13 protein-coding genes are annotated in these 12,086 nt (G+C 64.4%); 6 read left to right on the top strand and 7 right to left on the bottom strand.

Annotated features, from left to right (window positions below):
• Positions 1–394 precede the first annotated feature (394 nt).
• The 3 genes from AQ610_RS01005 to AQ610_RS00995 all read left to right on the top strand — a co-directional run bounded on the left by AQ610_RS01005 (position 395) and on the right by AQ610_RS00995 (position 3,565).
• Entirely contained in the window at positions 395–1,564 is a 1,170-nt protein-coding gene (locus AQ610_RS01005; protein ID WP_006023840.1) for a flagellin, read from the top strand.
• Between the two features lie 149 nt (positions 1,565–1,713).
• Positions 1,714–3,234: a flagellar filament capping protein FliD gene (fliD, locus tag AQ610_RS01000; RefSeq protein ID WP_006023841.1), complete on the top strand. Its 1,521-nt coding sequence runs from the start codon at positions 1,714–1,716 to the stop codon at positions 3,232–3,234.
• Positions 3,235–3,250: 16 nt separating this feature from the next.
• Positions 3,251–3,565 carry a flagellar protein FliT gene (locus tag AQ610_RS00995; RefSeq protein WP_006023842.1) on the top strand — a complete coding sequence of 105 codons (315 nt, stop codon included), beginning with the start codon at positions 3,251–3,253 and terminating at the stop codon, positions 3,563–3,565.
• 29 nt (positions 3,566–3,594) lie between these two features.
• Here AQ610_RS00995 and AQ610_RS35695 read toward each other — a convergent pair whose 3' ends face one another.
• Complete coding sequence (locus AQ610_RS35695) at positions 3,595–3,912, bottom strand: hypothetical protein (RefSeq protein ID WP_144411910.1); 318 nt, start codon at positions 3,910–3,912, stop codon at positions 3,595–3,597.
• A gap of 44 nt (positions 3,913–3,956) precedes the next feature.
• Entirely contained in the window at positions 3,957–4,358 is a 402-nt protein-coding gene (locus AQ610_RS31730; RefSeq protein WP_015600857.1) for a hypothetical protein, read from the bottom strand.
• Positions 4,359–4,715: 357 nt separating this feature from the next.
• Between AQ610_RS31730 and AQ610_RS00990 the strand changes: the two genes are divergently transcribed.
• Entirely contained in the window at positions 4,716–5,339 is a 624-nt protein-coding gene (locus tag AQ610_RS00990; RefSeq protein WP_006023843.1) for a LysE family translocator, read from the top strand.
• Between the two features lie 46 nt (positions 5,340–5,385).
• Here the strand turns inward: AQ610_RS00990 and AQ610_RS00985 are convergent, their stop codons facing one another.
• From AQ610_RS00985 to AQ610_RS00970, 5 genes are all read right to left on the bottom strand, one after another.
• Entirely contained in the window at positions 5,386–7,038 is a 1,653-nt protein-coding gene (locus AQ610_RS00985; protein ID WP_006023844.1) for an acid phosphatase, read from the bottom strand.
• On the bottom strand, positions 7,035–7,202 hold the full coding sequence (locus AQ610_RS35690; RefSeq protein ID WP_006023845.1) for a hypothetical protein: 168 nt from the start codon (positions 7,200–7,202) through the stop codon (positions 7,035–7,037). The genes AQ610_RS00985 and AQ610_RS35690 overlap by 4 nt, the downstream gene beginning before the upstream one ends.
• 103 nt (positions 7,203–7,305) lie before the next feature.
• Complete coding sequence (locus AQ610_RS00980) at positions 7,306–7,980, bottom strand: DUF799 domain-containing protein (protein WP_006023846.1); 675 nt, start codon at positions 7,978–7,980, stop codon at positions 7,306–7,308.
• A gap of 8 nt (positions 7,981–7,988) precedes the next feature.
• Positions 7,989–8,402 carry a DUF4810 domain-containing protein gene (locus AQ610_RS00975; protein WP_006023847.1) on the bottom strand — a complete coding sequence of 138 codons (414 nt, stop codon included), beginning with the start codon at positions 8,400–8,402 and terminating at the stop codon, positions 7,989–7,991.
• Between the two features lie 60 nt (positions 8,403–8,462).
• The gene (locus AQ610_RS00970) at positions 8,463–9,140 is read right to left on the bottom strand and encodes a CsgG/HfaB family protein (RefSeq protein WP_009913933.1); all 678 of its coding nucleotides are present in this window, start codon (positions 9,138–9,140) and stop codon (positions 8,463–8,465) included.
• Between the two features lie 481 nt (positions 9,141–9,621).
• Between AQ610_RS00970 and AQ610_RS00965 the strand changes: the two genes are divergently transcribed.
• Both AQ610_RS00965 and AQ610_RS00960 read left to right on the top strand, forming a co-directional pair.
• On the top strand, positions 9,622–10,842 hold the full coding sequence (locus AQ610_RS00965) for an ISL3 family transposase (RefSeq protein ID WP_045554815.1): 1,221 nt from the start codon (positions 9,622–9,624) through the stop codon (positions 10,840–10,842).
• Between the two features lie 349 nt (positions 10,843–11,191).
• Entirely contained in the window at positions 11,192–12,007 is an 816-nt protein-coding gene (locus tag AQ610_RS00960) for an alpha/beta fold hydrolase (RefSeq protein ID WP_009913936.1), read from the top strand.
• Positions 12,008–12,086: the final 79 nt, after the last annotated feature.

Below are 12,086 nucleotides of genomic sequence, written 5' to 3'. Positions count from 1 at the left end.
GCGTTTGACTGCCAGCAGACATGCCCTACGCATGGGCGTAAACGGCAAAGGCGTGACAGAAATCTCAATTCAGCCCGCCATCATAACAGGTAAACATCGGCTCGACCACTAGTTTACCGCTTTCCGATCGAAAACCCGCGTCCGCGCCGCTGCGCGGCCCGCCGGACGGCGCCTCCAGCCGCGTACGCGAACGGGAGCATCCAACGTTTGCTCACCGAACGATCAGCGCAAATCGGCACGATCGGCACAAAAATTCGGGCCGAATCTCACTATGTCCCTCAAGTTTTTTTTGCATGCGCCGAAATCCAGCACAAGGCGGCCGGCAAAGAACGAGTGCTTCCGCCCACGCCAATAGTGGCATTGATGGGCTATACGGCTCAATTAGGAGATTTTCATGCTCGGAATCAACAGCAACATCAACTCGTTGGTCGCGCAACAGAACCTCAACGGCTCGCAAAGCGCCCTGTCCCAGGCGATCACCCGCCTGTCGTCGGGCAAGCGCATCAACAGCGCAGCGGACGACGCAGCCGGCCTCGCGATCGCCACCCGGATGCAAACGCAGATCAACGGCCTGAACCAGGGCGTGTCGAACGCGAACGACGGCGTGTCGATCCTGCAAACGGCATCGAGCGGCCTGTCTGCGCTGACCAACAGCCTTCAGCGTATCCGCCAGCTCGCGGTGCAAGCTTCGAACGGCCCGCTGAGCTCGAGCGACGCGGCAGCGTTGCAAAAGGAAGTTGCCGTTCAGATCGCTGAAGTGAACCGCGTCGCTTCGCAGACGAACTACAACGGCAAGAACATTCTCGACGGCTCGGCCGGCACGCTGAGCTTCCAGGTCGGTGCGAACGTCGGCCAGACGGTCAGCGTGGACCTGACGCAAAGCATGTCGGCCGCGAAGATCGGCGGCGGCATGGTTCAGTCGGGCCAGACGCTCGGCACGATCAAGGTCGCGGTCGATTCGTCCGGCGCGGCCTGGACGCCGGGAACCAGCACCGGCCAGGAAACGACGCAGATCAACGTCCTGTCGGACGGCAAGGGCGGCTTTACGTTCACCGATCAGAACAACCAGGCGCTGAGCGCCGGAGCCGTCACCTCGCTGTTCGGATCAACGACCGCCGGTACGGGCACTTCGTCTGCCCCGGCGTTCCAGACGCTGACGCTTGCCGCCGCCGGGACCAGTTCGCTGAGCGCGGCCGATCAGGCGGCCGCGACGGCAATGGTCGCGCAGATCAACGCCGTCAACCAGCCGCAGACGGTTTCGAATCTGGACATCAGCACGCAGACGGGCGCATACCAAGCGATGGTGTCGATCGACAACGCGCTCTCGACGGTGAACAACCTGCAAGCGACGCTCGGTGCGGCCCAGAACCGCTTCACCGCGATCGCGACGACGCAGCAAGCCGGCTCGAACAACCTGTCGCAGGCGCAATCGCAAATCCAGAACGCGGACTTCGCCCAGGAAACCGCGAACCTGTCGCGCGCGCAAGTGCTCCAGCAAGCCGGCATCTCGGTGCTCGCGCAAGCGAACTCGCTGCCGCAGCAAGTGCTGAAGCTCCTGCAATAACGTGTACCGAACGACGGGCCGCGCTGTCCGGCGGCCCGCCTTTGTGCGGCGGCGCAACACCCTCGTGGCCGCCGCACGTTTTTGTTATCTGACTCTTCCGAATTTCGCGATTTTCGCCCGCCATATCCGGCGGCGAAGGGAGCCACCCGATGTCCACGCCCGTCACCAGCACGACGCAGCAGCAAACCAATTCGGCGTTGCAGCAAGCAGCGCAGTCGATCATCAGCGGCTCGACGGGCAACTCGTCGATGGACGTCAACTCGCTCGTCACCGCGCTCGTCAACGCGAAGACGGCGGGACAAACCGCGGCGCTGTCGACGGCGGTCTCCACCGACCAGACGACGCTTTCCGCGCTCGGCACGCTGAAGGCCGCGCTCACCGCGCTGCAAGCGGGGATCGGCTCGCTCAGCGACGGCACGCTCACCCAGAAATTCACCGCCACGGCGACGGGCACCGGCCTCACCGCGACGACGGGCGCGGGCGCGGTGGCCGGCAGCTATTCGGTCGCCGTCACGCAGATCGCCACGTCGCAGACGCTGTCTTCCGGCGCATTCAATGCGACGCAGCAGCTCGGCACCGGCACGCTGACGCTGAGCGTCGGCGGCAAATCGACGTCGATCTCGATCGATTCGACGAACAACACGCTTTCCGGCATCGCCGCCGCGATCAACTCCGCGTCGAACAACCCCGGCGTGACGGCGACGATCGTCACGGGCACCGACGGCGCGCACCTCGTGCTGCGCTCGGCGACGACGGGCGCAGCCAACGTGATCAACGTCGGCGTGAGCAACCTGTCCGGCGACAACGGGCTGTCGAGCCTCGCCGTCACGTCGACGGCGAGCACGACGGGCGGCCAGTCGACGATCCAGTCGGGCGGCAGCGTCGCATGGACGCAAAGCACCTCCGCTCAGGACGCCGAATTCACGGTGGGCGGCATCGCCGCGTCGAGCGCGAGCAACGCGGTGTCGGGCGCAATCGCCGGCGTCACGCTGAACCTCACGCAAGCCGCCGTCGGCACCACGCAGACGCTCAACGTCTCCACCGACACGACCGCGCAGGCCGCCGCGATCACGAACGTCGTCAACCTGTACAACACGGTCGTCACGACGATGTCGTCGCTATCGTCGCTGTCGGGCGCGGGCACCAGCTCGCAAAGCGCGGGGCCGCTCCTTGGCGACTCCACGCTCAACATGATCCGCAACTCGCTCGCGCGCGTGGTCGGCGCGGGCGTCACGACGGGCGGCTCGGCCGTGTCGCTCGCGTCGATCGGCATCACGTTCGCCGACGGCTCGTCGTCCGCGCAAACGGACGGCACGCTGACCATCGATACGGCGAAGCTCAACGCGGCGCTGCAAAACAGCCCGTCGACCGTCGCCGCCCTCTTCAACTCGACGAACGGCGTCGGCGCGACGCTCAACAGCACGATTCAGAACTACGTGCAGACGGGCGGCGTCTTCGATACGCGCTCGAACGCGCTCAACCAGGACCTGAAGAGCCTCGCGCAGCAGCAGACGCAACTTGCATCGTACGCGTCGCAGTTGACGTCGCAATACAACGCGCAGTTCACCGCGCTCAACACGCTGATGGCGCAGATGAACAGCAACTCGAACTACCTGACGCAACTGTTCGGCGGCAGCAACAGCTCGGGCGCGATGGCGAACAACAAGTAACAACGAATCGAATGCGATGGAGAAGCCTGATATGGATCAGATGTCGTTGATCGAACACGTGCTGTCGATCACCCGCGAAATCGATCACGCGGTGCAGATGGCCGACTGGACCGAAGCCGCGCGCCTGACCGAAGAGCGCTCGCCGTATCTGATGTCGATCTCGGCCGAGCAGACGCCCGCGTCGCTCGCGCTCGTGCGCCAAATCCAGGCGATCGACACGGCGCTCCTCGCGAACGCGAAGGCGGCGCAGGCCGAGCTGCAGGTTGAATACCGCACCGCGATGGACCGGTTGGGCAAGGCGGGCGCCTATCAGGCGGCTGCGCAATTCTGAGCCTCAGGATTCCCCCACACAACAATAAATCACGCGTTTCGACGCGTGCTCGTTCTACTCCCACCCGCCGCAAGGCGGGTTTTTTTTAAGGCGTGCATACGCACGCGATTCGCCAGTCGGCAATCGCTTCCGGCTTGGAATCGCGCCGCGCAGCCCGATTGAGCCAACAGATCGCACTCGCTCAACAAAGCGAACTCGCTCATCGTGGCGATGACAAGTTCAGGCGCGCTGCCAGCATGGCAAATCAGCATTAGCCAGTTCAGTTCGCAGTTTTGCGGCCCGCTCACGCGGGCCGCGTCAAGCCGGCAGCGCGTCACCCGCTCAAACTTCGTCGGAGTGAATTTCATCGCCCGACGCCGTAGCGTCTCGCGGATGAGACCGGCACATCGGTTCAGTTAGCCGTTTGAATGAGCAGAGTCGCCTGCCCCGTGTTGTCGCCACAAGCGTCGTCACTGACATAGGCAATATATGTCGAGGTATTCCCAGGGACGTCGACGACCGTTGGCTGGGTAATGGTGGTGCCCCATCGGTTATTTCCAAACCCGCCTTGCAGCATCACGGAATTGATCAAGCAGCCGTTGGTCAGTACGCCAGCGGAGCAGCTCATATTGTTTGAGCCAATCGAAATGACATATCTTCCCGGTGCAAGCGTGAGCAGCGCTGGCGTGCCGCCAGAAACATTGCCAGTGTTCGAAAGACAATTGCGCTTCGCATCGACCACAACGGTGGCCGATGCTTCGCAGACGAAAGGAATGATGGACGCAAGCACGCCTGCGACAATTTTTTTGCGCATAAATGAGTTCTCTCATGAAATATTCAAGTATGGAATTGGCATAGCCATCGAGCGTGACTGTTCTATAGAGTTCCCAATCCGCCATTGCGGAACAGGAAGCCGAGGCCGTCATTGCGCCGATCAGCAGCTTCATTCGATTACGCATATACCCACGCAATAGCTCGTTGTCGAATCAGAAATACGCTGAACCCCCAACCCGCGCAGATGATTTAACGACCTCAATATTGAAAAATTGAGCGTGCTTATCACGACCGGCGAACGCTGTTGACGCGGAACAACGAATGACGAAAGGCAACCGCTTGACAAACCTTCCGCCGGCGTGGATCACTGACACCTTTCGCAACGCGAAGGCCCCCCATGACCGCCGCAACCTGGCTCGCCTTCGCCGGCGCGAGCATCGTCCTCCTGATGATTCCCGGCCCGACGATCCTGCTCGTGATCGGCGATTCGCTCGCGAACCGCAACCGCTCGTCGTGGAGCACCGTCGCCGGCGTCGCGGCGGGCGACACCACCGCGATGACGATCTCGCTCGCCGGCGCGGGCGCCTTGCTCGCGATGTCGGCGGCCGCGTTCACCGCGCTCAGGCTCGTCGGCGGCGGCTATCTGATCTATCTCGGGATTCGTTCGATCCTGCACGCGCGCCGCGTCGGCGCGACGGAAGTCAGCGTCGAGCGCCGCTCGGCGAAGCGGCGCTTCCTGTCCGCGTGGGCCGTCACCGCGCTGAATCCGAAGAGCATCGTGTTCTTCGTCGCGTTCGTTCCGCAGTTCATCTCGCCGCACGAGACGTTCGCGCGGCAATGCGCAGTCCTGCTGCCGACCTTCGTCTGCCTCGCGTCGATCAACGCGGCCTGCTATGCGCGCATCGCGCGTTTCGCCGCCGCACGGCTGACGGGCGCAGCCGCGCAGCGGCGCTTCGGCTACGGCGGCGGCGCCGCGCTGATCGGCGCGGGCGCGTTGACGCTCGGGATGTCGCGAAGCTGACGCTTCGCATGTGGCGTGCCGTTCGCAGCCGGATTTCCGCTGAACGTCAGCCGAGGTCGAGCGCCGCGGTCAGATCGCCCGGCGGCTGCGCGTCGCGCGCCGCGAACGCGCGCTCGCGCGCGAGCACGCCGTCGAGCGGCGCGAGCCCGTGCACGCGCGAGATGAAGCGCAGGATCGAGTTCGTGTCGTACAGCGTGTGATCGACGTAGCCCTTCTTCGCGAACGGCGAGATCACCATCGCCGGAATCCGCGAGCCCGGCCCCCAGCGGTCGCCCTTCGGCGGCGACACCGGGTCCCACCAGCCGCCGTTCTCGTCGACCGTCAGGATCACGACCGTGTGCGCCCCCTGCGGGCCGCGCATGATGTGGTCAATCACCGTCGCGATGTGCCGATCGCCCGACTCGACGTCCGCGTAGCCCGCGTGCATGTTCAGGTTGCCCTGCGGCTTGTAGAACGTGACGGTCGGCAGGCGGCCCGCGTCGATGTCGGCGATCAGGTGGTTCGTCGACGGATCGTCGCCGAGGCCCGCGTCGCGCAGGTGGCGCCGCCGCGCGTCAGTGCCCGGCGCGTAGTTCGCGAAGTAGTTGAACGGCTGATGGTGATACTGAAAGTCCGGCACCGGGCCCGTGTCGCGATGCTCGAGCGCGTACTGCCACGCGCCGCCGTACCACGCCCAGTCGACGCCCTTCTCCGACAGGCGATCGCCGATCGTCGCGTAATGCTGCGGCGGCAGCACGCGCGGGTTCGACGGGTCCGCATACGCCGGGTTGCCGTCGGCGGGCGGCCGCGCGCTGCTCGGCTGATACGGCGGCGCCATCGTGTTCACCGCGTAGCCGTCCGGCGTGAAGAGGCCGTCGTTCTCGAATTTCGGCGGGCCGTCGAGCGCCGACGCGGGCGAATCCGCCGCGAGCTTCAGCCGCGCGCCGGCCGGATCGTCGCCTTCGACAATGGATACGAGATGCTTCGCCGGGCTCGTGTGCACGTCCGGATAGAGCGGCGCCTGCGCGGAGATCAGGAAGATGTGGTTCAGCCACGAGCCGCCGAACGCGGCCATGAAGAAGTTGTCGCAGAGCGTGTACCGGCGCGCGAGATTCCAGAGCCGCAGCGTTTCGGCCGAATTGCGGTAATGCCCCATCACGAGCCCGCCCGAATCGGCCCAGGCGGCGAACTGGTCGTTGCGGCCGCCGTTGATCTGCATCTGGTTCTGATAGAAGCGGTGCCACAAATCGCGCGTGATCACGCCGTTCGGCAGCGGCTTGCCTTGCGCGTCGGGAATCACGAACGGCGCGTTCGGCAGCCCGGTGATGTCGTGCTCGCCGATCATGTAGCGCTTGCCGTCGACGACTTGCGCCTGCGGTACGAGGCCGCCCCAGATTTTCGGCAGCGTCGGCAGCGGCGTCCTGCCGTCGCGGTCGAACTGCGCGTAGCGTTCGGGCGATACCGCGCCAAGCGGCTGCTGCACGCCGGGGAAGTCGCCGAACAGGTTCGCGAAGCTGCGGTTCTCCGCATAGATCACGACGATGTTGCGCACTTCGCGGCGCAGCGCGGCGTCGAGCCGCAGATCGGCCGCCGAGCGCGGCGCGGCGGTCTCGCAGCCGGCGAGCGCGACGCTTGCGCCGAGCGCGGCGATGCCGCCGAGCACGCGGCGGCGGTCGGGGTCCTCGGGAAGGTCGGTCGACGGGGGATGCTTGTCAGTCACTTCTGCTCCTCGATCTTCTGGTTGGTCGTGCGGTCCATCAATGTCCGTCGATTGGCCGAATCGGCCTGGCCGCGCATTGTCACGAAAACGCCACAATCGCGACTATAGCGTGCCGCTTGCATGAAACCTTGCTTGATCGATGCATGAACAGAAAAACGAAACATCGATGCGCGATGTTGCGGCAAGCGCGGACCGAGCCGGCGCCGTCGCTCCAAAGAAAAACGGCCCGGGCCGGGCCGTTTTGAGTCGATCGCTCGAAACCTTCGCTCAATCGGTTCCGTACTTCGGCGAATGCGGGCCGTACAGCAGGCCGTTCGGCTGGCCGGCGGACAGCATCCGGCCGCTCGTGAGCCCCGCCACGTCGACCGCGTCGTCGCTCAGCGTGTGCGCGATCTGCTTGACGGCCGCCTGCGCGAGCGTCGCGATCAACCCGAAGCCGCTGAAATCCACGTTGGAGCCGAGTTCCTTGCCGGTCGCGCGCCCGCTGCCCTGCCACAGCAGGTCGCCCGTGCGCAGATCGACGAGCTTCGCGGACGCCGACACGACCGTCGTGCTGTCGAGCACCGTGTAGACGGAGCCGTACTGCGTGACCGTCGTGTACAGCGCCGCGTCCGCGCCGAAGATGTCGCGCAGCTTCGCGGGCGAAACGGTCTGGATGTCGGCGGCGTTCGTCAGGCCGTTCTGCTTGAACGTCTCTTCCATCACGGCGACGGGCACGACGTAGTAGCCCGCTTCGGCGACGGGCCGCGTCATCTGCGACAGCAAGCCGTACGTCGCCTTCACGTCCGACGTGTCGTTCTGCGGCGGCAGCAGCAGGATCGCGCGCGGCTGGCTCTTCTTGAACGCCGTGTAGTCGACGTGCTTCGCGGGCGCCGCGCACGCGGCGAGCAGCGCCAGCACGGACGCGGCCGACAGGAGTCTTGCGGAAATGAACTTGAACATGGCAGCCCTTATTGTTGTTGTGCTTGTACTTGCGTTTGCGCCGGCGCTTGCGGCTTCGATTGCGGCGCCGCGGCTTTCTTCTTCAACAGGAAATCCATGAACGGCGACGATTCGGGAAACGACGCCTTCTCGGCCTGGAACGCCTGCTCGGCCTGCTGCTCCTTGCCGACGCTCGCGTACAGCATGCCGAGATGCGCCTCGAAGCCGGGCGGCGGACGGTTGCCCTTCGCGCGAATCTGCTGCAGCGCCTTCTCGAGCGCGTCGATCTGGTCTTCGGGGCTCTTTTGCCCCTTGAAGTATTCGTAGACTTGCGGCTGATAGCCGTCCCATTGATAGAGCGGCTTCGGCTGATTCGCCGCGCAGCCCGCGAGCAGCACGCCCGCGGCCGGCAGCCAGACTCCCGTCTTGAAGGTCTTCTTCATTGTTGTCGTTGTCGATGGAAACGATGGATGAACGAATTCGTCCGCGCCGTGCGGGCGCGCTTACTTGCCTGACGCGAGCGCGCCCGCGTCGACCTGCTCGACGAGGTGATTGACCGCGTCCTGGATCGCGAGGTCGAGCACCTTGCCGTTGAGCGTCGAGTCATAGCCGGCCGTGCCGCCGAAGCCGATGATCTCGCGGTTCGACAGGCTGTATTCGCCCGCGCCCTGGCTCGACAGCACGACTTCCGACGTCGTCGTGTCGACGATGTTCAGGTTCACCTTCGCGTATGCGATCTGGCTCTTGCCGCGGCCGAGAATGCCGAACAGTTGCTGATCGCCGACTTCCTTGCGTCCGAACTCGGTGACGTCGCCCGTCACGACATAGTTCGCGCCCTTCACCGCCTGCGCCTTCTTCATGAACGCGGCTTCCTGCTTGATCTCGTCGAGGTTCTCGCGATCGAGCACGTTGAAGCGGCGGCTCTGCTGGAGCTGCGTGACGAGGATCGTCTTCGCCTGGCCGCCCAGGCGGTCGACGCCGTCGGTGAAGATGCCGCGCATGTAGCTCGAACGGTTGTCGAACTTGCCGACCGCGATGCCGACCGGCTTGCCCGCGAACGGCTTCTGCGCGCTCGCCGACGCGGGCACGGGCAGCGTGCGCGACGCCTCGGTCGCGCAACCGCTCAATGCGACGATGGCCGATGCCGCGAGGCACGCCAGAACTGTCTTCGAAGTTTTCAAACGATGGTCCCTCCTTGGAGATCGCTAAACATGCCGTGTCGACGGCGTCGCATCGCGCAAGCAACACGCGATGCGACGCCGTACGTCAGATGAGGAATCGAATGGGAAGCGCGAATGACGCGAATGGAGCGGATTCGCGCGCGGCGGCCGGCGGTTGCGGCCGCGCGCCGGCGCGTCCGTGCGGGCGCGCGACGCGGCGTCGCGTGCGGCCTGACGGCGCCGAGCCCGCACGCGCGACGCGAGGATTCGATGCGGCCGCAACCTTTCGCCGCCCCCCGATGCCTGAACGAAGCCAGGCGCAAACTTTTCTTATGTGCTGCCACTAAGCTCTCACAACACGCGATTATTGTCGTAGTGCGCAACGATAACGGCAACCATGCACGCGCGACAACAAAAAAGTGGTTCATCGCAGGAAACCGTGGAGGGTTTGATGGCGATTGCGTAACCTGACGCCTGACTTTAAGGAGGTCAGGAGGCAGAATTGCTCGATCGCAAGGCACTTCAAGCACTGGGTTGCTGGACCGGCTATCGGTTAGAGGGGGTGGAATGGCCGGAAGGAGAAGGCCGTACGCTGTCGCTGTATTTGAAGCCGGTCAGCAAGGTCATGTACTGCGAACAGTGCGGTGCACGCTGCCAGCAGATTCATGAGACGACGGTTCGCCGGGTGCGCGATCTGCCACTGTTCGAGTACCGGGTGGTACTGCACGTCCCCCGCCGCCGAGTCTGGTGCGAACGCTGCGGCGGTCCGCGACTGGAGAAACTGGCGTGGCTGGGCCGTTACCAGCGAGTGACGGAGCGATTTGCCAAGGCCTGCGAGAAACTGCTGCAGGCGGCCAGCGTGCAGGCGGTCGCCGCCTTCTACGATTTGGGCTGGCACACGGTCAAATCGATCGACAAGATGCGCTTGCGAGCGCGTGTGGCTGATCCTGACTGGTCGACGATCCGCTATCTGGCGATGGACGAGTTCGCGCTCCATAAAGGTCATCGCTACGCCACGGTGGTGGTCGATCCGATTGGTCGGCAAGTGCTCTGGATTGGAGCGGGACGCTCGCGCGAGACGGCCAGAGCCTTCTTCGAACAGCTTCCACCGGGTGTTGCCGAGCGCATCGAAGCAGTGGCCATCGACATGACCACGGCCTACGAGTTGGAGATCAAAGCGCAGTGTCCGCAGGCTGAGGTCGTCTACGACCTGTTCCACGTCGTGGCCAAGTACGGGCGTGAGGTGATTGATCGGGTGCGGGTCGATCAGGCTAATCAGTTGCGCCATGACCGGCCGGCCCGGAAGGTCCTGAAGTCCAGCCGCTGGTTGCTGCTGCGCAACCGCCACAACCTGAAGCCCGAGCAGTCCGTGCATCTGAAGGAACTGCTGGCCGCCAATCAGCCATTGTTGTGCGTCTACGTGCTACGTGACGAACTCAAGCGGCTCTGGTTCTACCGCAAGCCTGCCTGGGCGGAAAAGGCCTGGGAACAATGGATCGAGCAAGCCCGGCAAAGCGGAATTGCCGCGCTGCAACTGTTTGCGCAGCGCCTGCAGGGTTACTGGCACGGAATCGTGGCCCGCTGCCGACATCCGCTTAATACCAGCATCGTCGAAGGCATCAACAACACCATCAAGGTCATCAAGCGTCGGGCTTACGGGTACCGCGACGAGGAATACTTCTTTCTCAAGATCCGCGCCGCGTTCCCCGGTAATCCGCGATGAACCAAAAAAGTGCCGAATGTCGAGCGACCGCAACAGCACGCGCCTGTCGCGCATTTCGTCGATGCGATTCGATCCGTACATTTCGCGATGTCGACCGTGCAGACCCACTTGGCACGCGCAGACCGCACGAATTCGCCATTCGACGAGCGCCGCCCCCTGGGCAACGGCGACGGCCGCCTGTGCGCTCGATTTCGACAAACGGCCGAGATGGGGTGGTGCGACAATTTCCCCATCCCGCACTCGAAAGCGGCAATCCACACGATTGCCGCCGATTGCTTCGGCACGCGCATCGATTGCGCGCGTTCACCGAATTCCCTTAACCGATTCATTGCCAAGCGACCTTATCGACATGCCTTTCGTCACTATCGATGGCCAACCCCTGCACTATCAGATCAGGGGCTCCGGCGCGCCCGTGCTGTTCGGGCACAGCTACCTGTGGGATTCGTCGATGTGGGAGCCGCAACTCGAAGCGCTCTCGAAGTCGTATCGCGTGATCGCGCCGGACCTGTGGGGACATGGCCAATCCGGCCCGCTGCCCGACGGCACGAACGACCTCGACGATCTTGCGATGCAGATGTGCGCGCTCCTCGATCATCTCGGCATCGACACCTGCTCGATCGTCGGGCTGTCGGTGGGCGGCATGTGGGCGGTGCCGCTCGCGCATCGCGCGCCGCAACGGATCGACCGTCTCGTGCTGATGGACACCTACGTCGGCGTCGAGCCCGACGCGACGCGCAACAAATATTTCCAGATGCTCGCGGCCATCGACGCGCAAGGCGCGATTCCCGCGCCGCTGCTCGACGCGATCGTGCCGATCTTCTTCCGCCCCGGCATCGATCTCGCGAGCGAACTGCCTGCGGGCTTCCGGCGCGCGCTGCAGGCGTTCACGGCCGAAAGGCTGCGCGACTCGGTGATTCCGCTCGGCAAGATCACGTTTGGCCGCGAAGACGCGCGCGCGAAACTCAGCGCGCTGCCGGCTGAGCGCACGCTCGTGATGTGCGGCGCGAACGACGTCGCGCGGCCGCCCGAGGAAGCCGACGAAATCGCGGCGCTGATCGGCTGCGAAAAGGTGTTCGTGCCGAAAGCCGGGCATATTTCGAATCTCGAGAATCCGGCATTCGTCACGCAGGCGTTGATCGATTGGCTCGCGCGCGGCGGCGACTGAACCCGATGCGCTGCACCGCGGCTCGTTCGTCTCCGGGCGCATGCGACATGCCGAACCTGACGATGCCGGGCGACGCGTC

The organism is Burkholderia humptydooensis, from assembly GCF_001513745.1.
GTDB lineage: Bacteria > Pseudomonadota > Gammaproteobacteria > Burkholderiales > Burkholderiaceae > Burkholderia > Burkholderia humptydooensis.
The sequence above is the reverse complement of the archived record's forward strand: the minus strand, read 5'-3'. Positions and strand labels throughout refer to the sequence as shown.

What these genes read in the sequence shown, in the direction of transcription:
- AQ610_RS01005 (WP_006023840.1), top strand. Translation starts at nt 395, where the DNA reads ATGCTCGGAATCAACAGCAACATCAACTCGTTGGTCGCGCAACAGAAC.
- fliD (WP_006023841.1), top strand. Translation starts at nt 1,714, where the DNA reads ATGTCCACGCCCGTCACCAGCACGACGCAGCAGCAAACCAATTCGGCG.
- AQ610_RS00995 (WP_006023842.1), top strand. Translation starts at nt 3,251, where the DNA reads ATGGAGAAGCCTGATATGGATCAGATGTCGTTGATCGAACACGTGCTG.
- AQ610_RS35695 (WP_144411910.1), bottom strand. Translation starts at nt 3,912, where the DNA reads ATGAAATTCACTCCGACGAAGTTTGAGCGGGTGACGCGCTGCCGGCTT.
- AQ610_RS31730 (WP_015600857.1), bottom strand. Translation starts at nt 4,358, where the DNA reads ATGCGCAAAAAAATTGTCGCAGGCGTGCTTGCGTCCATCATTCCTTTC.
- AQ610_RS00990 (WP_006023843.1), top strand. Translation starts at nt 4,716, where the DNA reads ATGACCGCCGCAACCTGGCTCGCCTTCGCCGGCGCGAGCATCGTCCTC.
- AQ610_RS35690 (WP_006023845.1), bottom strand. Translation starts at nt 7,202, where the DNA reads ATGTTTCGTTTTTCTGTTCATGCATCGATCAAGCAAGGTTTCATGCAA.
- AQ610_RS00980 (WP_006023846.1), bottom strand. Translation starts at nt 7,980, where the DNA reads ATGTTCAAGTTCATTTCCGCAAGACTCCTGTCGGCCGCGTCCGTGCTG.
- AQ610_RS00975 (WP_006023847.1), bottom strand. Translation starts at nt 8,402, where the DNA reads ATGAAGAAGACCTTCAAGACGGGAGTCTGGCTGCCGGCCGCGGGCGTG.
- AQ610_RS00960 (WP_009913936.1), top strand. Translation starts at nt 11,192, where the DNA reads ATGCCTTTCGTCACTATCGATGGCCAACCCCTGCACTATCAGATCAGG.